The organism is Streptomyces sp. NPDC001904, assembly GCF_040297005.1.
GTDB lineage: Bacteria > Actinomycetota > Actinomycetes > Streptomycetales > Streptomycetaceae > Streptomyces.
Genome location: NZ_JBEOYI010000003.1, coordinates 190,046 through 213,368, shown reverse-complemented (window position 1 = coordinate 213,368; position 23,323 = coordinate 190,046). Strand labels below are relative to the sequence as shown.

Sequence of the window (23,323 nt, the reverse complement as noted above, 5' to 3'; positions counted from 1 at the left end):
CCGCGCACGCTGGAAGCACCACGGGCACCACGGGCACCACGGGCACCACGGGCACCACGGGCACCACGGGCACCACCGGCACCACAGCGGGACGAAGGGCGGAGACGCACACATGGCACACGGCCACGACCACGGACACGAGCAGGGCCACGGACACGGGCACGGTCACGCGCACAAGCACGGCACCCAGGACATGGACTGGTCCCAGATGATCCCGCACCTGGAGCGCGGCGCGGAGGTCTACGCCCCCCTCTACACCGAGGCCCTGTCCTGGCTGCGCGCGTCGCGGCCCGGCGGCACCGGCCTGATCGTCGACGCGGGCGCGGGCCCCGGCGCGGTCTCGCTGCAACTCGCCGAGGCGTTCCCGCAGGCGCGCATCATCGCCGCCGACCCGGAGGAGGCCCTGCTCGCCCGGGCCACCGAGCGGTTTGCCGCGGCCGGTCTCGCCGACCGCACCGGCACCCTGCGGGTGGAGCTGCCCGACGCGGTGGACGAGCTGCCCGACGCCGACCTGATCTGGGCCGCGCGGTCCCTGCACCACGTCGGCGACCAGCGCGCCGCGATCGCCGCGCTCGCCGACCGCCTCACCCCCGGCGGGACCCTCGCCCTCGTCGAGGGCGGTCTGCCGCTGCGCAGCCTGCCCCGCGACTTCGGCTTCGGCCGCCCCGGCCTGGAGACGCGGGCGGACGCCATCGAGGACGAGTGGTTCGACGAGATGCGCCGCTCGCTGCCCGGCGCCGAGCAGCACGTCGAGGACTGGCCGGCCCTCCTGACCGCCGCCGGGCTCAAGGGCGCGCAGTCCCGCACGTTCCTGCTCGACCTTCCGGCGCCCCTGTCGGCGGCCGGCCGCGAGATGCTGGTCGACATGTGGCAGCGGCGCCGCGGTGTCTACGAGGAGGCACTCGCCGCCGACGACATCGCGGCCCTCGACCGCCTGCTCGACCCGGAGGACGAGCTGGGCCTGTACCGCCGCGAGGACGTGTTCCTGCTGGTGGCGCACACGGTGCACACCGCCGTGAAGGGCTGAAACGGCGGCGGGGCCCCGGCACGAGCACACGCGGTGCTCGTGCCGGGGCCCCGGATGTCCACGGCGGGAGGTCAGCTGACGTCGAACTCCGCCGGGTTCGGGCCGAGCCGCCGGTCCTCGTTGAGCGCGGAGATCGCGCCGAGGTCCTCGGTGTCCAGCTCGAAGCCGAAGACGTCGATGTTCTCCGCGATGCGCGACGGGGTCACGGACTTCGGGATCACCACGTTGCCCAGCTGGATGTGCCAGCGCAGGACGACCTGGGCCGGGGTGCGGCCGTGCTTCTGGGCGATCGCGACGATGGCCGGAACCTCCAGGAGGCCCTTGCCCTGGCCGAGCGGGGACCACGCCTCGGTGGCGATGCCCAGCTCCGCGTGGCGCTCGCGCGAGACGCGCTGCTGGAGGTGGGGGTGCAGCTCGATCTGGTTGACCGCGGGGATGACCGAGGTCTCGGCGGTCAGCCGGTCCAGGTGCTCGGGCAGGAAGTTCGACACGCCGATGGCCTTGGCGCGGCCGTCCGCGTAGATCTTCTCGAACGCCTTGTACGTGTCCACGTACAGGTCCTTGGACGGCAGCGGCCAGTGGATCAGGTACAGGTCCACGTAGTCGAGGCCGAGCTTGTCGAGGGACTGGTCGAAGGCGCGGAGCGTGGCGTCGTGGCCCTGGTCCGCGTTCCACAGCTTGGTGGTGACGAAGAGCTCCTCGCGGGGCACGCCCGACGCGGCGATCGCCTTGCCGGTGCCCTCTTCGTTGCCGTAGATCGCGGCGGTGTCGATGCTCCGGTACCCGGCCTGAAGCGCCGTGGCGACGGCGCGCTCGGCCTCGTCGTCCGGCACCTGCCACACGCCGAAGCCGAGCTGGGGCATCTCGACGCCGTTGTTCAGGATGATCGGGGGAACCTTGCTCACGAGGTGTCGTTCCTTAGCGTTGTGAGTCAACAGTCGTACTCCCATGGTCAACGATCACGGGCCCACGCGCATTCCTGCGCGGGATCACCTCTTGACCGGGGAGTGATTCTCCTGTGCCCCCAGATACGCGTCGCGCACCCTGCGGTCCGCCCGGACCGCCTCCGGGGTGCCCTCGGCGAGCACCGCGCCCAGGTCGAGGACCACGACCCGCGCGCACAGCTCCATCACGAACGCCACGTTGTGCTCGACGAGCAGCACCGCGCACCCGGACTCCTCGGCGAGGCCGCGCACCACGGACGCGAGCAGCTCCCGTTCCCCGGCCGTCATGCCCGAGGCCGGCTCGTCCAGGAGCAGCACGCGAGGCCGGTCCGCGGCGGCCCGCGCCAGCTCCACCATGCGGGCCCGGCCGACCGGCAGCGTGCCCGCCCACGCGCCGGCGACGTCGGTGAGCCCGCACGCCTCCAGCAGCTTCCGGGCATGCCCGGCGTCCGCGCCGCCGCGCCGCCACTCCTGCGCGACGAGCAGCTGGTCCGCGACGGTGAGCTGCCCGAACAGCTGCTGGCGCTGGAACGTGCGGCGCATCCCGTGCCGCGCCCGCCACACGGGGGAGCGGCGGGTGATGTCCGCACCGTCGAGCAGCACCCGGCCCGCGTCCGGCCGCCGGATCCCCGAGACGACGTCGAAGAACGTCGTCTTGCCCGCGCCGTTCGGCCCGATCAGTCCGCACACCTCACCGGCCGCGAGGCGCAGGTCCACGCCGTCGAGGGCGCGTACGCCGCCGAACCGCACGCCGACGCCCTCCACCTCCAGTACGTGACTCATGAGCGCTCCGCCTCCCTGGCCGCGGCGATCCCGAGGTAGGCGTCCGTGAGCCGCTCCGTCTCGACCTGTGCGCGCGGCCCGCACCAGGTGACCCGGCCCTGTGCGAGATACGCCACGGTGTCCGCGACGCCGAGGATCTCCGACGCCTTCTCCTCCACGAGCAGCAGCCCGGTGCCCGCGTCGCGGAGTTCGGCGAGAAGCCGGTACACCTCGTCGACCACGCGGGGTGCGAGGCCGAGCGAGGGCTCGTCCGCGATGAGGACGCGCGGCGGGGCGTGCAGCAGCGGCGCCAGTGCGAGCAGCTGCTGTTCGCCGCCGGAGAGCGATCCGGCCGCGACCGCGCGCCGCCCGGCCAGAGCGGCGAAGCGCTCGTACACCGCCGACCGGTCCTGCTTGCGGGGCAGTCGCAGGGCCAGGTTCTCGTCGACCGTCAGGGACGGGAAGATGCCGCGGCCCTCCGGCGCCAGGACCACTCCGGCCCGCGCCCGGCGCACCGCCCCCTGCCGTCCGGCCGCGACGCCGGCGACGTACACCTGCCCGTGGACCGGGGCGAGCAGTCCGGCCGCCACCTTGCAGGTTGTCGACTTCCCGGAGCCGTTCGGCCCGAGCAGCGCCACGATCTCTCCAGGGCGGACGGTGAGGCCGACGCCCCGGAGGACCGGCGCGCCGTCGTATCCGGCCTGTACGCCGACGAGTTGGAGGGCGGCCTCCGGGTCCGGGCCGGCGTCGGAGACCGGCTCCGGTGTCACCGTGACGCTCGCGCGGCGCCGGTGCCTGCGCACGGAGAACGCCGCGCAGTACCCGTCCGGATCGTTGGCGAGCGCGAGACCGGCCAGGCCGAACAGGATCACCGGGAGCTGCGCCGAATCGGTCACGTAGTCGCTGACGAGATGCGGGACGACGGCGAAGGTGAGCCCGGCGACCACCGCGAACTGCGGCCGTCGCACCCCGGCCGCGACCACCACCGCGAGCCAGATCAGGCCGGTCATCGCCGTGAAGTCGGTCGCGGTGATGCGGGTGTTGTACGACGCGTACATCACGCCGCCGAACCCGGCGAGCCCCGCCGAGAGGGTGAACAGCAGCAGCTTGGTGCGGACGACGGACACCCCCGACGCCATCGCCGCCGCCGGTGCCGAGCGCACCGCGAGCATCGCCCGTCCGGCCCGCGAGCCGCGCAGCGCGCTGAGCCCCGCCACGGCCGCCGCGCACAGCACCAGCATCGCCACACCCATCGCCCGGTCGTCGCTCAGGTCGACCGGTCCGAGGACGGCCCGGGGCACCTCCCACCCGGTGTCGCCGTTGCGCAACCAGCCCGTCTGGAACAGCACTTGGTCGGCGAGGAAGGCGAGGGCGAGCGTCGCCAGGGCCAGTGACCGCCCGCCGAGCCGCAGCGCGGGGAGCGCCACCAGGGCGCCGAGCGCGGCCGCCGCGCACGTCCCGATCAGCGCCGCCCCGAGGAACGGCACCCCGTGGCTCATCAGCAGCCCGGCCACCAGGGCGGCGCCCGTCACGAACGTGGCCTGCGCGAGCGAGACCATCGCGCCGAGCCCGGTGACCACGGTGAACGACATGAACACCAGGGAGATCGCGAGCCCTTGGGCGAGGATCCCGCTCCAGAAGGGTGTCGTGACGGTGTAGAAGGCGACGCCCAGCAGTGCGCCGGCCACCGCCCACGGCCCCCACCGCCGCGCCCACGGCCTGCCCGCCAGATAGTCCACGGGCGGCGCGTCCACCGCGGCCGTGCCCGCCGTGCGCTGCCGCCGGGTGAGCAGCAGCAGCCCGGCGAACAGGATCAGGAACGGCACCGCGGTCCGGAATCCGGTGATCTTCTCGGCGAACGAGGCGTACCCGGCGACCAGGTTCTGCAGCACCCCGAGCCCGAGCCCGCCGGCGAAGGCCACCGGCACGGACAGGAACCGGCCCAGCACCGCGGCCGTCGCCGACACGAACAGGAAGAGCGTGAAGTCGTGCGCGGAGAGGCCGAGCAGGGGAGTGGCGAGCACGCCGGCCAGCCCCGCGAGGCCCGACGACAGCATCCACGCCACCGACGAGAGACGGTCGGCGCTCAATCCGCGCAGCTCGACCAGCGTGCGGTTGTCGACCGTGGCCCGCAGCCGGAGCCCCAGCGTCGTGCGGCGCAGCAGGACCCACAGGCCCAGCGCGACGACGGCGGTCGTCACCCACGTGATCAGCTGATCGGAGTCGATGCCGACGCCGTTCACGAGCGGCCAGTTCTTCGCCGGACTCGGACCGACCCCGGGCAGCCCGAACTGGTTCTCGGCGGGCAGCACGGCCGCGCCCGCGTCGTCGAGGAGCTCGACGACCCACAGGCCGAGCGCGGGCAGCGCCACGAGCAGCCCGATGGTGGCGACGATCTGCGCGGTCTCCCCGACCCGGGCCAGTCTGCGGAACATCAGCCGGTCGAGCCCCCAGCCGAGCGCGGGGGCCATGACCAGCACGAGCAGCAGCGCGGTGGGCACCGCGGGCCAGCCGAAGCCCGAGTGCAGCTCGTAGAGGGCGAGCGCGCAGAGATAGGCGGTGGCGCCGTGCGCGAAGTTGAACAGGCCCGACGCCGAGTAGGAGAGCACGAGTCCGGTGGCGAGCAGCGCGTACAGCGCGCCCGACACGAGCCCGCTCAGGACGAAGGCAAGCAGGTCGGTCATGCGAGAAGCCCTTCAGGCGGACCTACTTGAACGGGATCGGGGCGTAGCACTTGAACGGCGACGACACCGTGTACGCCCCGCCCTTGAGCTGCACCAGCGCGCCGCAGCCGAACGACTCCTTCTGCCCGGCGGGCAGCCGGCGGCTCCCCACGAGCGTCCCCGAGTCGGAGAACCCGTCCGCCGCCTTCTGGAACGACGCCACGGTCAGGTCCTTGCCGGCCCTCTGCGCGACGGCGAGGAGGAGGTCGGCGCTCATGTATCCGGTGACCATGTGCATGTTCAGCGGAACCTTCTTGCCCGCGGCCTTCTCGATGTCGGCCTTGAACTGCTTCATCTTCTGCGAGTCGGACTCGAACGGCTCGAAGGACAGCAGCACGTGCACCCCGTCGAGCGCCTGCTTCGTCGCGCTCTTGGCGAGCAGCCCCGGGTCGTAGTCCGTCGGATCGGTGAGCACGCCCGTGAAGCCGGTGCGCTTGACGGCGGTGAACAGCCCGATGTTGTACGGGGTCTGCATGACGGAGACGACCACGTCCGGCGCCTTGCCGCCGTCGCTGCGCAGCAGCTCCTTCGTGTACGCGGACCAGTCGCTCGGCACGGACGTCGCGGGCACCGAGGCCTTGGCGTACGTCACCTTGTAGCCCGCCGACGCGAACGACTGCCGGTAGGTGCGGATGGCGAAGGTGCCCGCGTCGTTGTCGTTGGCGAGGATCGCGACCGTCTTCCCCTTCGAGCCGTCGGTGACGTGCTTGAGGCCCTCCGGCCAGGTCTGCGAGATGGTGCCGCCCGGCATCGGCACCATGCAGCCGCCGAAGCCGTAGATGTAGGTCGGCCCGCAGAACGACGGCAGGGTGCCCCAGCCGAACGTCGGCACCTTCTGCTTCTGCAGGAAGTCCGCCCCGGAGAACGTCACCGAGCTCATCGGCGCGATCGCGAACACCTTGTCCCGCTGGACCAGTTTGCGGGCCGCGGCCAGGTTCTTCGCCGGGTCCTGGCCGTCGTCCTCCGCGCCCAGGTAGTCGATCTTCCGGCCGTTGACCCCGCCCTCCGCGTTGGCGCGGTCGAAGCGGGCCTTCGCGCCCAGATCGGTGTCCTTCTTGCTGTACCCGCTCGCGGTCGTCATCGAGACGATGCCGCCTACCTTGACGGCGTCGTCGCTCACTCCCCGTACCGACGTGCCCTTGCCGTCCGGCGAGGAGCTGGTGGCGGTGGAGTTGCAGGCGGTGGCGAGCAGGAGTGCCGCCACGGTGGCGGTGATGGCGCGGATCGGTCGCGACACGGTCGGGCCCCCTCCGTCGAAGTGAGGGTGATTCTGTGTCCGACCTGACGAACCGTCAATAACCGGGACGCCGCAATTTGATGAACCGTCAGATGCAGTGCGGTCGCACCTCCACCGCCAGATGCTTCATCAGCGGCTGGTCGCTCTGCGGGCTGAAGTCGCCGATCGCGCACAGGACGTTGAGCTCCGGCATGTAGCCCACGGCGCAGCCGCGCGGCACGTCGTACGGCACCGCGCGGTACCCGCGCACCGACCGCCGCGAGCCGTCCCGGGCCACCGAGGTGATGTCGACGAGGTCCATGTCCGCGAGGCCGCGTTCCCGCATGTCGTCCGCGTTGAGGAAGACCAGCGTGCGCAGGTTGCGCACACCCCGGTAGCGGTCGTCGGAGGAGTAGATCGTGGTGTTCCACTGGTCGTGCGAGCGGACCGTCGCCAGGGTCAGCAGGCCCTCGCCGGGGCTGGGATCCGGCAGCGCCGCGAGCGAGAACTCGGCGCGGCCGGACGGCGTCTGGAAGATCCGCTCCCGGGCCGGCTGGCGCAGCCGGAACCCGTGCGGCCCGCGCACCCGCCGGTTGAAGTCCTCGAACCCGTCGAGCGCACGCTGCATGGTGTCGCGGATCCGGTCGTAGTCGCCGGTGTACTCCTCCCACGGCGTCGCGGAGCCGGGCAGCACGGCCCGCGCCATCCGGGCGATGATCGCGGGCTCGGAGAGCAGATGCGACGACGCGGGCCGCTTCATGCCCCGCGACAGGTGCACCATGCTCATCGAGTCCTCGACCGAGACCGCCTGCGGCCCGCCCTCCTGGAGGTCCTTCTCGGTGCGGCCCAGGCAGGGCAGGATCAGCGCCCTGCGCCCGTGCACCAGGTGCGAGCGGTTCAGCTTGGTGGACACCTGGACGGTCAACTCGCAGGCGCGCAGGGCCTCTTCGGTGTACGTGGGGTCCGGGGCGGCCCGCACGAAGTTGCCGCCCATGCCGACGAACACCGTCGCCTCACCGGCGTGCATCGCCTCGATGCCGCGCACCGTGTCCAGGCCCGGCTCGCGCGGCGGGTCGATGCCGCACGCCTCGGCGAGCCGGTCCAGGAACTCCTTCTTCGGGCGGTGGTCGATGCCGCAGGTGCGGTTGCCCTGGACGTTGCTGTGCCCGCGGATGGGGCAGGGGCCCGCGCCCTCCCGCCCGATGTTGCCGCGCAGCAGCAAGAGGTTCACGATCTCCCGGACCGTGTCGACGCCGTGCTCCTGCTGCGTGATGCCGAGACACCAGCTGATCACCGTACGGCAGGAGCCGAGATAGACCTCGGCGGCCTGTTCCATGGCGTCGCGGGTCAGGCCGCTCGCCGCCTCCAGGTCCGCCCACTCGGTCCCCGCGCACAGGTCGCGGTAGGCCTCGAAGCCCTCGGTGAAGCGGTCGAGGAACTCCCGGTCGACCGCCTTCGGGTCCCGCTCGGCGCGCTCCAGGACGTGCTTGGCGATACCGCGCAGCAGGGCCAGGTCGCCGCCGATGCGCGGCTGGAGGTTCAGGGTGCCGGTCCTGGTCGCCCTGAAGGTGGCCATCGCGGCGAACTCGTGCGGCACGATCGTGCGGCCCGCCGCCGCCTCCACCAGCGGATTGATGTGCACGATCTGTGCCCCGCGGTCGTAGGCGTGGGCGAGCGTGGTGATCATGCGGGGGACGTTCGACGCGGCGTTCACGCCCATCACGAACAGCGCGTCCGCCTGGTCGAGGTCGTTCAGGTCGACGGTGCCCTTGCCGGTGCCGAGCGCCGCGGTCAGCGCCCGGCCGCTCGCCTCGTGGCACATGTTCGAGCAGTCCGGCAGGTTGTTGGTGCCGAACTCGCGGGCGAAGAGCTGGTAGAGGAACGTCGCCTCGTTGCTCAGCCGGCCCGAGGTGTAGAACAGCGCCCGGTCCGGGGAGTCGAGGCCGCGCAGCGTCTCGCCGACGAGTGCGAAGGCGGTCTCCCACGACACCGGCACGTAGTGGTCGGTTTCCGCGTCGTACGCCAGCGGGCCGACCAGCCGCCCCTGGTCCTCCAGGTCGTGATCCGGCCACTCGGCCAGCTCGGTCACCGTGTGCCGGGCGAAGAACTCGGCGCCCGCGCGCTTCGGCGTCATCTCCCAGGTGGAGTGCTTGATGCCGTTCTCGCACAGGTCGAGCGTCAGCCCGTGCTGGTCGTCGGGCCAGGCGCACCCCGGGCAGTCGAAACCGCGGTCCGGATGGTTCATGGTCGTCATGATCCGCGCGCTGCTGACCGGCTCCTTCGCCTTCGCCAGCACCTTTCCCACGGACTTCGCCGCTCCCCAGCCCGCCGTGGGGTGGTGGTAGGGCTCGTGCGAGGGCTCGCCGCCGGACGGCCCGTAGCCGCCGCTGGGGGTCGCGGGGGGTGCGCTGCTCATCGTTCGGCCTTCCGCAGGTTCCGGGTGCCTCACTGACGAACGTACGGGAAGGTCCGGATCGGTGCCTGCCGGAGGTCAGCCCCGGTAGAGCGCCTCGACCTCCGCCGCGTAGGCGGTCTCGATGGCCTTGCGCTTCAGCTTCAGGGACGGCGTGAGCAGGCCGTGCTCCTCGCTGAACTGGTGGGCCAGGATCCGGAAGGTGCGGATCGACTCGGCCTGCGAGACCAGCGTGTTCGCGGCCACGACCGCACGCCGCACCTCCATCTCCAGGTCCGGCTCGCGCACCAGCTCCGCCGGGTGCATCATCTGCTTGCCGCGCATGCCGAGCCAGTGTTCGACGGCCTCGGCGTCGAGCGTGACGAGCGCGGCCACGTACGGACGGTCGTTGCCGACGACGATGCACTGGGCGACCAGCGGATGGTCGCGCACCCGCTCCTCCAGCTGCTGCGGCGAGACGCTCTTGCCGCCGGAGGTCACGAGGATCTCCTTCTTGCGGCCGGTGATGGTCAGATAGCCGTCCTCGTCGAGCATGCCCAGGTCGCCGGTGGCGAGCCAGCCGTCGTGCAGGGTGCTGTCGGTCGCCTTCGGGTCGTTGAGATAGCCCTGGAAGACATTGCCGCCGTTCAGCCACACCTCACCGTCGTCGGCGATGTGCACGGTGGTGCCCGGGATCGCCTGGCCGACCGTGCCGTAGCGGGTCTGCTCCGGCGGATTGGCGGTGGCCGCGGCCGTCGACTCGGTCAGCCCGTACCCCTCGTAGATCGCGACGCCCGCGCCGGCGAAGAACAGCCCGAGTCTGCGGTCCATGCCGCTGCCGCCGGACATGGCGTGCCGGATCCGGCCGCCCATCGCCTCGCGCACCTTGGAGTAGACGAGCTTGTCGAAGAGGGAGTGCTGCATGCGCAGCGACGCGGACGGGCCCGAACCCGTGCCGAACGCCTTCGCCTCCTGCGCGTCCGCGTACTTCACGGCACACTCGACGGCCTTGTCGAAGGCGCCCGATCTGCCCTCCTTCTCGGCCTTTCTGCGGGCGGCGTTGAAGACCTTCTCGAAGATGTACGGGACCGCGAGGATGAACGTGGGACGGAAGGCCTGGAGGTCGGGCAGGAGCGCGGCCGCGTTCAGCTGCGGCTGGTGTCCCATCTTCACGCCGCCGCGCACCGCCGCCACCTGCACCATCCGCCCGAAGACGTGCGCCAGCGGCAGGAACAGCAGGGTGGACGCCACCCGCTCCCGCTTGGAGGCGAACACCGGCTCCCAGCGCGCCACCATGGTGTCCGCCTCGAACATGAAGTTCGCGTGCGAGATGACACAGCCCTTGGGGCGGCCCGTCGTGCCCGACGTGTAGATGATCGTGGCGGTGGAGTCCGGGGTCACCGCCTTGCGGTGCCGGTGCACCGTCTCGTCGTCGATGTGCGTGCCGGACGCGCTGACCTCCTCCACCGCGCCGCCGTCCAGCTGCCACAGCCGGTGCAGATGGGGAAGCTTGTCGATGACCGTGGCGATGGTCATCGCGTGGTCCTCGTGCTCCACGACGGCCGCCGCCACCTGGGCGTCGTACAGCGTCCAGAAGACCTGCTCGGCCGAGGACGTCGAGTAGATCGGGACGACCTGGGCACCGATGGTCCACAGCGCGAAGTCGAACAGCGTCCACTCGTAGCGCGTACGGGACATGATGGCGACCCGGTCGCCGAATCTGATGCCCTGCGCGAGCAGGCCCTTGGCCAGCGCCAGGATCTGGTCCCGGAACTCGGCCGACGTCACGTCGCGCCACTGGCCCTCGGCGTCCTTGCGCCCGAAGGCGACATGGTCCGGGTCGTCCAGCGCATGGTCGAACACGGCGTCGGCCAGGCCGCCCACCGGCGGTGCCGACGCCAGAGCGGGGGTGGTGAACTCACGCAATGTTGCTCCTAGTGGCGCTCCGCACAGCGTCGGCGACGGTACCGGACCGCGCGCCCCGGCGGGAGAGGGTTCGTCTCACCGGGGGCGCGCGGAATATGCACAGGTCAGCCGTTTAAATGCGGCCACAAGGGAAGCGGCGGGACAGATTACTTACCTTTCAGTAAGTTTCGGTGGCGTAATCTCCCGGCGCTCTTCACGGTTCGTCATCGGTCTCCCATCCGTCTCCACCGAATCTGTACGGGGAGGACACCGGGATCACCGTGGCGCGGGGGCCGTGTTTTTGGACGGAGCGGTCGGTTCCACTATCGGCGCCTGGGGGGACCGTACCAGGACGAGCACCAGGAATCCCGCGCCGATCGCCACACAACCGGCCAGCACCGACGCGGAGTTGAGCCCGTGCGCGAACGCCGTGTGCAGCGCCCGCCGCGACACCTGCCCGCGCAGCCCGTCCGCTCCGCCGCCCGCGAGCGCGTGTGCCGCCCCGCTCGGCAGCGTGTCCTGCATCCGGGAGATGACGACCGTGCCGAAGACGGCGATGCCCAGCGCGTACCCCAGCTGCCGGAAGGTGTTGAGGGAGCCGCCCGCCATCCCGGCCCGCCGGGGCTCCACGGTGGCGAGCGCGGCGCCCGCGATCCCGGGCGAGACCAGGCCCACGCCCACCCCGGCGAGCAGCAGTCCGGGGATCAGCGCGGTCCAGGTCGACCCGGTGCCGAGCACGGCCTGGCAGCAGGTCCCGACGCCGATGAGGAGCAGCCCGCCGCCCACCGTGATCCGGGCCGGCACCCCGTGCAGCAGTCTGCCCCCGATGATCGCCACCACCATCGAGGCCCCCGACAGGGACAGGAAGACCAGACCGGCGTGGACCGGGCTCATCCCCAGCAGCGTCTGCAGCCACAGCGAGGTGTACGGCAGCACGCCGAACGCGGCCGCGTTGAACGCGAAGGCGCCCACCATCACGCCCACGAAGGCGGGCCGGCGCAGCAGCCCGAGGTCCAGCATGGGATGGGCGCAGCGCCGCTCGACGACCACGAAGCAGACCAGCGCCACGGCGGCGGCGAGGAAGGAGACGGTGGCCCCCCGATCGCCCCAGCCCCGCTCGCCCGCCCGGATCACGCCGTACGTCGCCGTGCCCGCGAACGCCGCGAACGCCGCCGTTCCCCACCAGTCGATCCGCCGCTCCTTCGGCCCGCGCGACTCGGGCACGTGGCGCAGCGTCAGCCACACCGCCGCGACGCTCACCGGCAGATTGACCCAGAAGATCCACCGCCACCCCGGCCCCTCGGTGAGCAGTCCGCCGAGGACCGGCCCGATCGCCGCCGCCCCACCGCTGACCGCGCCGAACGCGCCGAGCGCCACGGAGCGCTGCCGCCCCTGGTAGACGGCGCCGATGAGCGGCAGGGTCGTCGCGAACATCGCGGCCGCGCCCAGCCCCTGCACGACCCGGGCCGCCACGAGCGTCGCGGGACCGCCCGCGAGCCCGCACACCAGGGAGGCGGCCGCGAAGACGACCACCCCGACCACGTGCACGCGCCGCCGACCGAGGATGTCGGCGGCGGCTCCGGTGCCGAGCAGCAGGGCGGCCAGCGCCAGCGCATAGCCGTCCATCACCCATTGCAGATCACTGAGCGAGGCGTGCAGCGCGCCCGCCATGTCCGGCAGTGCGACGACGGCGATCGTCACGTCGAGCAGCAGCATGAAAGTGCTGAGGCAGACCGCTGTCAGGGGCCCCCAGGTACGCATGGTGGTGGTCACCTTTCGTCGTGGTTCTCATCGGAGGTCGTAGTGCTCCGTACGATGAGCCGGGGGCGGCCGACCGTCGTGATCATCCGCCCCGAAGCGACGGAATCCGACACCGAGGCGAGGCCGAACCATGGAATCCACCCCGTTCGACGACCTGGACCTCGGTATCCTCCAGGCCCTGGAGGCGGACGGACGGGCGCCGTTCAGCCGGATCGCGGAGGTGCTCGGCGTCTCCGACCAGACCGTGGCCCGCCGCTACCGCAGACTCGTCGCGGACGGCGGCCTGCGCGTCGTCGGCCTCCAGGACAGCCAGGTCCTCGGACGGGACAACTGGATGCTGCGGCTGCGGTGCGCCCCGGAAGGGGCCGAGACCATCGCCGCCGCGCTGGCCCGCCGCCCCGACACCTCCTGGATCGGCCTGACCTCGGGCGGCACCGAGATCGTCTGCGGCACGGTGCCGCGCACCCCCGGCGACCACGAGGACCTGCTCCTCGGCAAGCTGCCGCGCACCCCGCACATCGTGGAGATCCGGGCGCACCAGGTGCTGCACCGCTTCTTCGGCGGGCCCGAGGGCTGGCTGCGCAAGTACGGCCCGCTCGCCCCGGACCGGATCGCGGCGCTGCGTCCCGCGGCGCCCACCGCGCCGGAGCCGGTGTCGCTCACCCCGGAGGACGCCCCGCTGCTGGCCGCCCTGCGCCGCGACGGCCGCGCCACCTATCCCGAACTGCAGCGCGCCACGGGCCGCTCCGAGTCGGCGGTCAAACGACGGCTGAGCCGGCTGCTGGCGTCCGGGGCGCTCTTCATCGACGTCGAGTACGACACCCAGCGGCTCGGCTACGGGGTCACCGCGATGCTCTGGATCACCGCGGCGCCGCGCCACCTCGACGACGTCGGCCGGGCGCTGGCCGACCACCCCGAGATCGCCCACGCGGCCGCCACCGCCGGTCCGTCCAATCTGGTGGCCACGGCGCTGGCCCGTGACACGGCTGATTTCTACCGGTACGTGAGCGGGAAGCTGGGGCGGCTGGAGGGGGTGGAGCATGTGGAGACGGCGCCTTACCTGCGGCGCGTGAAGCAGTTGACCTATCGGCCTCCGGCCAGGTGGTAGCGGGTCGACCGGCCCCTACCGACCCGCAGTCGAACAGCCGACGCCTACCCGGCAGCCCGGTGCAACCGCTCCCCGCCGCCCAGGATCGCCTGGGCCAGCACGGCCCCCGGCCCCCGCTCGGCGGCCCCCCGCACCACGAAATCGACCTCGCCGAGCTCCGGCAAGCCCGCCCGATCGGGCACCCGCACGAGGCCCGGCGGGATGAGTCCCCGGGAGTGCGCCATCACCCCGAGCCCGGCCCGGGCCGCCGCGATCAGCCCGTTCAGCGAACCGCTCGTACAGGCGATGCGCCACGCCCGCCCGTGCCGCTCCAGGGCTTCCAGGGCGAGCGCCCGGGAGATGCCCGGCGGGGGATACACGATCAACGGCACCGGCCGCTCGGGATCGATGCGCAGCCGCTCCGAGCCGATCCACACCAGCCGGTCGTGCCACACGGACTGCCCGCCCGGGTCCTCGGGCCGCCGCTTGGCGAGGACCAGATCGAGCTTGCCCGCGTCCAGCTGCTCGTGCAGGGTCCCGGACAGCTCGACGGTCAACTCCAGGTCCACCTCGGGGTGTTCGACCCGGAATGCCTCCAGGATCTCCGGCAGCCGGGTCAGCACGAAGTCCTCCGACGCGCCGAACCGCAGCCGCCCGCGCAGCCGGGTCCCCGTGAAGAAGGCGGCGGCCTGTTCGTGCACCTCCAGGATCCGGCGCGCGAACCCGAGCATCGCTTCCCCGTCCGGGGTGAGTTCCACGGAGTGCGTGTCCCGGGTGAACAGGGTCCGCGCCGTCGCGTCCTCCAGGCGGCGCACGTGCTGGCTCACCGTCGACTGCCGCAGGCCGAGCCGGCGCGCGGCCTGCGTGAAGCTCAGCGTCTGCGCGACGGCCAGAAACGTCCTCAGCTGCCCGGGGTCGTACATGGTCCGACCCTACCCGCGCTCATCACGGAGCACGATCACAGTCAGAGCGGTATACCGGATTCCCGATCAAGCGGGAGGGGTGGAGGATGGAGAGGGCACGACATGAACCGAGAGCAAGGAACCAATGAAACGCCTGAGCTGGCCGTCCTGGATGCCGATCGACCCCTACATCCTGGCGTTGATCGGGACCGTGGGCGTCGCCGCCCTGCTCCCCGCTCGCGGTGCCGCGGCCGACGTGGCGTCCGGCGCCTCGACCGCCGCCGTCGCCTTCCTCTTCTTCCTCTACGGGGCACGCCTGTCGACCCGTGAGGCGATGGACGGCCTGCGCCACTGGCGGCTCCACATCACGGTCCTGGCCTGCACCTTCGTCCTGTTCCCGCTGCTGGGCCTCGCCGCCCGCGGTCTCGTTCCGGCGCTGCTGCCGCAGAACCTCTACGAGGGCCTGCTCTTCCTCACCCTCGTGCCGTCGACGATCCAGTCCTCGATCGCGTTCACCTCGATCGCGCGCGGCAACGTCCCGGCGGCGATCTGCGCGGGCTCCTTCTCCTCGCTCGCCGGCATCGTGATCACCCCGCTGCTGGCGGCGGCCCTGCTCGGCAACAGCGGCGGCGGCTTCTCGGCGGACTCCCTGGTGAAGATCGTGCTGCAACTGCTGGTGCCGTTCGTCGCGGGCCAGTTGCTGCGCCGCTGGGTCGGCGGGTTCCTCACCCGCCACAAGAAGGTGCTCGGCTACGTGGACCGCGGCTCCATCCTGCTCGTCGTCTACACGGCGTTCAGCGAGGGCATGGTCCAGGGCATCTGGCACCAGGTCAGCGCCGTCCGGCTGGCCGGGCTGCTCGCCGTCGAGGCGGTGCTGCTCGCCGTGATGCTGGTGGTGACCTGGTACGGAGCGAAGGCGCTCGGCTTCGACCGCGGCGACCGCATCGCGATCCAGTTCGCCGGGTCGAAGAAGTCGCTGGCCTCCGGACTGCCCATGGCGAGCGTCCTGTTCGGCGCCCACGCCTCGCTCGCCGTGCTGCCGCTGATGCTCTTCCACCAGATGCAGCTGATGGTCTGCGCGGTCCTCGCCAAGCGCCGCGCCAAGGACCCCGAGGATCTGAAGGAGACCGAGGCAGACGGGGCACCGGGCCGCACCCCGGCCGGGACGGCCGGGGCAGGCGTCGGCGTCAGCTCTTCGGCATCAGGACCGAATCGATGATGTAGACGTTGGCGTTCGCGGTCTTCACGTTGCCGCAGACCACGTTGGCCGTGCCGTTGACCTTGTAGGACTCGCCGGAGCCGGCGGTCGTCAGCTTCGACTTCTCCAGCGTGGGGAACGAGCCCTTCTCCAGGTCCTTCGGCGCCAGCTTCTGGCCCACCACGTGGTACGTCAGGATCTTGGTGAGCTGGGCCTTGTCGTTGAGGACCTTGTCCAGGTCGGCCTTCGGGATCTTGGCGAAGGCGTCGTTGGTCGGGGCGAACACGGTGATGTTCTGGGCGTTGTTCAGCGTGTCGACCAGGCCGGCCTTCTTCACGGCGGTGACCAGCGTGGACAGGGCCGGGTTGTTCGAGGCGGCGGTGGCGACCGGGTCCTTGGCCATACCGTCGAAGGAGCCGGAGCCCTCCTTGGGGACGGAGGAACAGGCCGGACCGAACGGCTCGCTCATGGCCGACGCGCCCCCGGAGGGACTGGCCTTGTCCGACGAGCCGGAGGCCGCCGAGGAGGAGCTGGAGGCCTTGTCCTTGGAGTCGCTGTCCGAGCAGGCGGTCAGGGCCAGCGGAAGCATGGCCGCGGCGGCGACTGCGACGGCGGCACGGCGTACTCGAGTCTGCATGACGATCCCTCAGAGTTCTGGTCAGCGAGGACGCTCTGTCCCCGTCGCCAGTAATCCGGCGCCCTCCGCCGTCCGGATTGGCCGCTTCCCCGAACGAGTGACAAACGAGGGGCATCGGACCGGGCACGCCCAAAGACGGGGCCCGGCCGACGCAGGGGGCGCTCCCCGTCGCACCGGGACCCCGTCCTTCGTGCCACGGGCTCCGCGTCAGCTCGACGCGGCCGGAACCCGCAGGTCGAGCCGGTGTTCACCCGCGTACACGTTCATGTTGGCGCCGCGCAGGAAGCCGACCAGCGTGAGTCCGGTCTCGGCGGCCAGGTCCACGGCGAGCGAGGACGGCGCCGAGACCGCCGCGAGCACCGGGATGCCCGCCATGACCGCCTTCTGCGCCAGCTCGAAGGAGGCGCGGCCGGAGACCAGCAGGACCGACCGGGACAGCGGCAGATCGCCGTTCTGCAGGGCGCGTCCGACCAGCTTGTCGACGGCGTTGTGCCGCCCGACGTCCTCCCTTATGTCGACGAGCGTGCCCGCCTCGTCGAAGAGGGCCGCCGCGTGCAGCCCCCCGGTCCGGTCGAACACCCGCTGCGCCTCGCGCAGCCGGTCGGGGAGCGAGGCCAGCAGGCCGGGCGTGAGCCGCACCGGGGGAGTGTCGTCGATCGGGAAGCGGGCCGTCGTGCGCACCGCGTCCAGACTGGCCTTGCCGCACAGCCCGCACGACGAGGTCGTGTACACATTGCGTTCGAGCGTGATGTCGGGCAGCACGACCCCGGGGGCCGTCCGGACATCCACCACGTTGTACGTGTTCGAGCCGTCCTGGGTCGCGCCCGCGCAGTACACGATGTTCTGGAGATCGTCGGCGCCGGCCAGCACCCCCTCGCTGACCAGGAAACCGGCCGCGAGCGCGAAATCGTCGCCCGGCGTGCGCATGGTGATGGCGAGCGGCTTGCCGTTCAGCCGGATCTCCAGGGGTTCCTCGGCGACCAGTGTGTCCGGCCGGGACGAGACCAGCCCGCCCCTGACCCGGATGACCTTGCGCCGTTCCGTGACTCGTCCCATGTCTTGATCAGTCCCGGTTCTGTACGTGCTGGTAGCCGAAGCGGCCCTTGATGCAGAGGTTGCCGTGGGTCACCGGGTTGTCGTGCGGCGAGGTGACCTTCACGATCTCATTGTCCTGCACATGGAGCGTGAGGTTGCAGCCGACTCCGCAGTACGCGCACACCGTCGTCGTCTCCGTCTGCGCCGCCTCGTCCCAGGTGCCGGCCGCGCGCATGTCGAACTCCGACTTGAACGACAGCGCGCCCGTCGGGCAGACCTCGACGCAGTTCCCGCAGTACACACAGGCGGAGGCGGTCAGCGGGGCATCGTGCTCGACGGCGATCCGGGCGTCGAAACCACGCCCGGCGACGGAGATCGCGAAGGAGTTCTGCCACTGCTCGCCGCAGGCGTCGACGCACTTGTAGCAGAGGATGCACTTGTCGTAGTCGCGCACATAGAGGTCGTTGTCGACCCGGGGCTCCTCGCCGAGGCGGGCCGCGTCCGGACCGAACCGGCCGGGCTTCGCCTCGTACTCCTTCAGCCAGCCGGCGACATGGGGAGTTGTCGACAGATCCACACTCGACGCGAGGAGTTCGAGGACGACCTTGCGGCTGTGCCTGACCCGCTCGGTGTCCGTGCGGACCTCCATGCCCGGCTCGGCCCGGCGCGAGCAGGCGGGCGCCAGGGTCCGTGCGCCCTCCACCTCGACGACGCACACCCGGCAGGCGTTCTTGGGGGTGAGGGTGTCGCCCTGGCACAGGGTCGGGACGTCCTTCCCGGCGGCGCGGCACGCGTCGAGGAGCGTGCTCTCCTCGGGCGCGCGCACCGGCTCCCCGTCGAGGGTGAACTCCAGCAGGCGCCGGGGGATCCCCAGCGGCACGGTCGTCATGATGCGTACGCCCCCAGACGGTCGACGGCGGACTCGATGGCGTTCCAGGCGGTCTGGCCGAGACCGCAGATCGAGGCGTCCTTCATGGTCCGCCCCACCTCACGCAGCAGTGCGAGGTCGTCCTCGGCGTCGATGCCCCGCTTCTCGGCGATCCGGTGCAGCGCCTCCTGCTGGCGCACCGTGCCCACCCGGCACGGCACGCACTGCCCGCACGACTCCTCGCGGAAGAACTGGGCGATGCGCAGCAGGATCCTGGGCAGCGGAAGCGCGTGGTCGAAGGCCATGACGACACCCGAGCCGAGCGTGGTGCCCGCCTCCCGGGTGCCCTCGAAGGTCAGCGGGATGTCCAGCTCGTCGGGGCGCACGAAGCCGCCCGCCGCACCGCCGAGCAGGATCGCCCGCAGCGGGTCCGGCGTCCCGGCGAGGGCGAGCAGCTCGCCGAGGGTGGCGCCGAAGGGCAGTTCGTAGACGCCGGGGCGGGCGACGGCGCCGGAGACGCAGAACAGCTTGGGCCCGGTGGAGCGGCCGGTGCCGATGGCCGCGTACGCCTCGGCGCCCAGAGTCAGGATCGGCAGGACATTGACGAGCGTCTCGACGTTGTTCGCCGCCGTCGGCTTCCCGAACAGCCCCTTCTCCACCGGGAACGGCGGTTTGGTGCGCGGTTCGCCCCGGTACCCCTCGATGGAGTTGAACAGAGCCGTCTCCTCACCGCAGATGTACGCGCCCGCGCCGCGCCGGATCTCGATGTCGAAGGCGAACCCCTGCCCGAGCACGTCGTCGCCCAACAGGCCGCGCGCACGGGCCTGTTCGACGGCGTGGGTCATCCGGGCGAGGGCACGCGGGTACTCGCCGCGCAGGTACAGATAGCCGTGGTGGGCGCCGGTCGCGTACGCGGCGATCGTCATCGCCTCGACGAGCGCGTACGGGTCGCCCTCCATCACCACCCGGTCCTTGAAGGTGCCGGGCTCGGACTCGTCGGCGTTGCACACGAGGTAGTGCGGCCCGTCCGGCTGCGCGGCCGTGGCCTGCCACTTGCGCCCCGTCGGGAACGCGGCCCCGCCCCGCCCGACGAGCCCGGCGTCCGTGACCTCCCGGATCACCCCGGCGGGCCCGAGCGCGAAGGCGCGCCGCAGGGCGGTGTACCCGCCGTGGGCCCGGTAGTCGTCGAGGCCGGCGGGATCGACGACCCCGACCCGCCGGAGAAGGATCAGCCCGGGATCACCGGCCTGGGGCAGCTTCGCTTCTTCAAGCTCAGCAAAATCAAGCCCCTCCGGCGATTGAGGAGCGGAGCCCCGCGGCAGCGACACATGCTCGGCGGAACCAGGGTTTCCGGCCGCCACGCGCAGAGCGACAGGCGCCCGCTCGCACACCCCGAGACAGGGCGACTCCTCGACGACAACCCCGCCCCGCGCCTTCAACGACGTACAAAGATCGGCACCCCCCATCCGCGCGCACGCCAGATCGGTACACACGTGCAGCACCGTGGCGGGCCGCGGCCGCACGGAGAACAGGGAGTAGAACGTCGCCACCCCGTACGCCTCCGACGGCGGCACCGTCAACCGCCGGCACAGATAGGCGAGCGCGCCCTCGCTGATCCACCCCACCCGGTCGTTGACGGCGTGCAGCCCCGGCAGCAGCAGATCGCGCCGGTCCCGTGCCGCACGCCCACCCCTGGCCCACCGCAGGTCGGCGTCCGGCCGGTCGGCCCACTCGCCGGAGGGCGCCTCCCACGCGGAGGTCGGCGGGCCGAGCAGCGCGTCGACCGCCGCCCGCTCCTCGTCCGTCGGTTTGCTGTCCCCGAAGCGCAGATCCACGGTCAGCCCCTCACTTCCGGTGCGGCCGGCTTCTCGATCCGGATCGCCGACGCCTTGAACTCCGCCGTCCCGGCGATCGGGCAGTTGGCCTCGATCGTCAGCGCGTTGGTGTCCACCTCGTCGGGGAAGTGCATGGTCATGAAGGCGAGCCCGGGACGGAGCCCCGGATCGATCCAGACCGGCGCGGTCACCACACCGCGCCGGGACGACACCCGGACCTGCTCACCGACCACGACCCCGTACCGCTCGGCGTCCTCCGGACACAGCTCGACGTACTCGCCGCGGCGCAGCGGCGAGGCGAAACTCCCGCTCTGCACACCGGTGTTGTACGAGTCGAGGCGGCGGCCGGTGGTCAGCCGGATCGGGTACGACTCGTCGGTCAGGTCGACCGGCGGATCGTGCTCGACGAGCCCGAACGGCGCGCGGCGGCCCCTCCGCTCCGGGTCGGCCTCCCACAGCCGCCCGTGCAGGTAGGAGGACGGCACGTCGTCGACGTCCGGGCACGGCCACTGCAGTCCCTGGTGCGCGTCGAGCCGGTCGTAGGTCATCCCGAAGTGGTCGGGGGACAGGGCCCGCAGCTCGTTCCAGACCGTCTCCGCGTCCGGGTACTTCCAGTCGTGGCCGAGCCGCGCGGCCACGTCGCAGATGATGCCGATGTCCTCACGCGCCTCACCCGGCGCCCGCAGCGCGGCCCGCACCCGCTGCACCCGCCGCTCGCTGTTGGTCGTGGTGCCCTCGGTCTCCGCCCACGCGGCGGTGGCGGGCAGTACGACGTCTGCCATCTCCGCGGTCCTGGTCAGGAAGATGTCCTGCACCACCAGATGGTCGAGCGCGGCGAGCCGGCGCGCCGCCTGCTCGCTGTCGGCCTCCGACTGGGCCGGGTTCTCCCCGATGCAGTACACGGCGTGCAGGGAGCCGTGCTCCATCGCCTCGAACATGTCGGTGAGCGTCATGCCGTAGCGCGGCTGGATGACGGTGTCCCAGGCCCGCTCGAACTTCAGCCGGTGCCCGTCGTCGAGGATGTCCTGGAAGCCGGGCAGCCGGTTGGGGATGGCGCCCATGTCGCCGCCGCCCTGCACGTTGTTCTGCCCGCGCAGCGGCTGCACCCCGGCGCCGTACCGGCCGACGTGCCCGGTCAGCAGCGCGAGGTTGATCAGCGCGCGGACGTTGTCGGTCCCGTTGTGGTGCTCGGTGATCCCCAACGTCCAGCACAGCTGGGCGCGTTCGGCGGTCGCGTAGGCGTGCGCGAGGTCCTTGACGGCCGCGGCCGGGACGCCGGTGACCTTCTCCGCGAGGCTCGGCGTCCACGGCTCCACCAGCGCCTTGAACTCCTCGAACCCGGTCGTCGCCCGTTCAACGAACGCCTTGTTGTGCAGATCGGCGGCGATGATCTCGCGGGCGACGGCGTGCGCCAGCGCGATGTCCGTACCGACGTTGAGACCGAGCCAGCTCTCCGCCCACTCGGCGGTCGAGGTGCGGCGCGGGTCGACGGCGTACATCCGGGCGCCGTTGCGGATGCCCCGCAGGACGTGCTGGAAGAAGATCGGGTGGGCGAAACGGGCGTTGGAGCCCCACATCACGACGAGGTCCGTGTGCTCGACCTCCTCGTACGAGGACGTGCCGCCGCCCGAGCCGAAGACGGCGGAGAGACCGGCCACGCTCGGCGCGTGACAGGTCCGGTTGCAGGAGTCGACGTTGTTGGTGCCCATCACGACCCGGGTGAACTTCTGCGCCACGAAGTTCATCTCGTTCGTGGCGCGGGCGCAGGACAGCATCGCGAAGGAGTCCGGACCGTGTGCGGCCCGCGCCCGCCGGAACCCGGCCGCCGCTGCGTCCAGCGCCTCGTCCCACGTCGCGGTCCGGAAGGGGGAGCCACGGTCGCCCGGCGTCTCGCGCAGCAGCGGCCGGGTGAGCCGGGTGTAGTTCTTCGGGGTGCGGTCGCGGCGACTCTGCTTCATGCGGCGTCCCTCCTCAGGCCGTGGGCGAGCAGATCCGAGAGGGCGTGCACGGTGCGCAGGGTCGGCACCTCGACGCCGGTGAGGCCGGCCAGCTCCACCACCGCGGCCAGCAGCACGTCCAGTTCGAGCGGTTTTCCGCGCTCCAGGTCCTGGAGGGTGGAGGTGCGGTGGTCGCCGACCCGTTCGGCGCCGGCGAGGCGGCGCTCGACGGAGATGTCCGGCCGGCAGCCGAGGGCCGCGGCGACGGCCAGCGTCTCGGCCATCATGATCTCGACGACCCGGCGGGTGCCGCCGTGCCGGCACATCTGCCGCATCGTGGCGCGCGTCAGGGCACTGATCGGGTTGAACGAGATGTTGCCGAGCAGCTTGATCCAGATGTCGGCGCGCAGATCGGGTTCGACGGGACACTTCAGGCCACCGGCCCTCATCGCGGCGCTGAACTCCGCGCACCGCGCCGATGCGCTCCGGTCCGGCTCCCCGACGGAGAACCGGGTGCCTTCGAGATGCCGGACGACGCCCGGTGCCGCCAGCTCCGTCGCGGCGTACACCACGCAGCCGATCGCCCGCTCGGGCGCGAGCACCGCACTGACCGCGCCCTGCGGATCGACGCTGTCGAGCCGGTGCCCGTCGTGCGGGCCGCCGTGCCCGTGGAAGTACCACCACGGGATGCCGTTCTGCGCCGCGATCACCGACGTACGATCGTGCAGAAGCGGCTCGATCAGCGGCCCGCACGCCGCGTACGAGGTGGCCTTCAGGCCCAGGAAGACGTGGTCGACCGGGCCGATGCCGGCGGGGTCGTCGGTGGCGTGCACCCGGGCGGTGAAGTCGCCGCGCGGGCTGCTGACCCGGACACCGTCCCGCCGCATGGCCGCCAAGTGCGGTCCGCGGGCCACGAGATGGACATCGGCGCCCGCGCGGTGCAGGGCGGCTCCGACATAGGCGCCGATCGCTCCGGCGCCGAGGACTGCGACTTTCACTGGAGCGCTCCGTTCGGTCGAGGGTGCCGGATCCGCTCCGCTCGCACGGGCGGTGGCGGTCCGGAGGAGCCGAATCTCAGGGAACTCATCGATGGA

The 23,323-nt window shown here is 71.8% G+C and carries 17 protein-coding genes; 3 read left to right on the top strand and 14 right to left on the bottom strand.

Annotated elements, in window-relative coordinates:
- Window positions 1–112: 112 nt before the first annotated feature.
- Entirely contained in the window at window positions 113–1,027 is a 915-nt protein-coding gene (locus ABT127_RS05755; RefSeq protein ID WP_351444935.1) for a class I SAM-dependent methyltransferase, read from the top strand.
- 71 nt (window positions 1,028–1,098) lie between these two features.
- Here ABT127_RS05755 and ABT127_RS05750 read toward each other — a convergent pair whose 3' ends face one another.
- The 7 genes from ABT127_RS05750 to ABT127_RS05720 all read right to left on the bottom strand — a co-directional run bounded on the left by ABT127_RS05750 (window position 1,099) and on the right by ABT127_RS05720 (window position 12,730).
- Window positions 1,099–1,977: an aldo/keto reductase gene (locus ABT127_RS05750; protein WP_351444933.1), complete on the bottom strand. Its 879-nt coding sequence runs from the start codon at window positions 1,975–1,977 to the stop codon at window positions 1,099–1,101.
- Window positions 1,978–2,016: 39 nt separating this feature from the next.
- On the bottom strand, window positions 2,017–2,754 hold the full coding sequence (locus ABT127_RS05745) for an ABC transporter ATP-binding protein (RefSeq protein ID WP_351444931.1): 738 nt from the start codon (window positions 2,752–2,754) through the stop codon (window positions 2,017–2,019).
- Entirely contained in the window at window positions 2,751–5,417 is a 2,667-nt protein-coding gene (locus tag ABT127_RS05740; RefSeq protein WP_351444929.1) for an ABC transporter permease subunit, read from the bottom strand. The genes ABT127_RS05745 and ABT127_RS05740 overlap by 4 nt, the downstream gene beginning before the upstream one ends.
- Before the next feature lie 22 nt (window positions 5,418–5,439).
- Window positions 5,440–6,693: an ABC transporter substrate-binding protein gene (locus ABT127_RS05735; protein WP_351444927.1), complete on the bottom strand. Its 1,254-nt coding sequence runs from the start codon at window positions 6,691–6,693 to the stop codon at window positions 5,440–5,442.
- A gap of 88 nt (window positions 6,694–6,781) precedes the next feature.
- Complete coding sequence (locus tag ABT127_RS05730; protein ID WP_351444925.1) at window positions 6,782–9,088, bottom strand: FdhF/YdeP family oxidoreductase; 2,307 nt, start codon at window positions 9,086–9,088, stop codon at window positions 6,782–6,784.
- Between the two features lie 75 nt (window positions 9,089–9,163).
- Window positions 9,164–10,990 (bottom strand): AMP-dependent synthetase/ligase, encoded by a 1,827-nt coding sequence (locus ABT127_RS05725; RefSeq protein WP_351444923.1) that lies wholly within the window; start codon window positions 10,988–10,990, stop codon window positions 9,164–9,166.
- Between the two features lie 255 nt (window positions 10,991–11,245).
- Entirely contained in the window at window positions 11,246–12,730 is a 1,485-nt protein-coding gene (locus tag ABT127_RS05720) for an MFS transporter (protein WP_351444921.1), read from the bottom strand.
- A 130-nt stretch (window positions 12,731–12,860) separates the two neighbouring features.
- Here ABT127_RS05720 and ABT127_RS05715 point away from each other — a divergent pair, with 130 nt between their 5' ends.
- Window positions 12,861–13,838 (top strand): Lrp/AsnC family transcriptional regulator, encoded by a 978-nt coding sequence (locus ABT127_RS05715; protein WP_351444919.1) that lies wholly within the window; start codon window positions 12,861–12,863, stop codon window positions 13,836–13,838.
- A 44-nt stretch (window positions 13,839–13,882) separates the two neighbouring features.
- Here ABT127_RS05715 and ABT127_RS05710 read toward each other — a convergent pair whose 3' ends face one another.
- Entirely contained in the window at window positions 13,883–14,740 is an 858-nt protein-coding gene (locus ABT127_RS05710) for a LysR substrate-binding domain-containing protein (RefSeq protein ID WP_351444917.1), read from the bottom strand.
- Between the two features lie 124 nt (window positions 14,741–14,864).
- Here ABT127_RS05710 and ABT127_RS05705 point away from each other — a divergent pair, with 124 nt between their 5' ends.
- Complete coding sequence (locus ABT127_RS05705; protein ID WP_351444915.1) at window positions 14,865–15,938, top strand: bile acid:sodium symporter family protein; 1,074 nt, start codon at window positions 14,865–14,867, stop codon at window positions 15,936–15,938.
- Here the strand turns inward: ABT127_RS05705 and ABT127_RS05700 are convergent.
- The 6 genes from ABT127_RS05700 to ABT127_RS05675 form a co-directional block, all read right to left on the bottom strand.
- Window positions 15,907–16,554, bottom strand: a complete 648-nt coding sequence (locus ABT127_RS05700) for a fasciclin domain-containing protein (RefSeq protein WP_351444913.1) — start codon at window positions 16,552–16,554, stop codon at window positions 15,907–15,909. The two genes, ABT127_RS05705 and ABT127_RS05700, sit on opposite strands and share 32 nt — an antisense overlap.
- A gap of 207 nt (window positions 16,555–16,761) precedes the next feature.
- Entirely contained in the window at window positions 16,762–17,610 is an 849-nt protein-coding gene (fdhD, locus tag ABT127_RS05695) for a formate dehydrogenase accessory sulfurtransferase FdhD (protein WP_351444912.1), read from the bottom strand.
- Between the two features lie 7 nt (window positions 17,611–17,617).
- Complete coding sequence (locus ABT127_RS05690) at window positions 17,618–18,478, bottom strand: 2Fe-2S iron-sulfur cluster-binding protein (RefSeq protein ID WP_351444910.1); 861 nt, start codon at window positions 18,476–18,478, stop codon at window positions 17,618–17,620.
- A complete protein-coding gene (locus ABT127_RS05685; protein ID WP_351444908.1) occupies window positions 18,475–20,292 on the bottom strand; it encodes an NADH-ubiquinone oxidoreductase-F iron-sulfur binding region domain-containing protein in 1,818 nt (605 codons plus the stop codon). Before ABT127_RS05685 ends, ABT127_RS05690 begins: the two co-directional genes overlap by 4 nt.
- A 2-nt stretch (window positions 20,293–20,294) precedes the next feature.
- Complete coding sequence (locus ABT127_RS05680; RefSeq protein ID WP_351444906.1) at window positions 20,295–22,250, bottom strand: molybdopterin oxidoreductase family protein; 1,956 nt, start codon at window positions 22,248–22,250, stop codon at window positions 20,295–20,297.
- Window positions 22,247–23,227, bottom strand: a complete 981-nt coding sequence (locus tag ABT127_RS05675) for a 2-dehydropantoate 2-reductase (protein ID WP_351444904.1) — start codon at window positions 23,225–23,227, stop codon at window positions 22,247–22,249. Before ABT127_RS05675 ends, ABT127_RS05680 begins: the two co-directional genes overlap by 4 nt.
- Window positions 23,228–23,323: the final 96 nt, after the last annotated feature.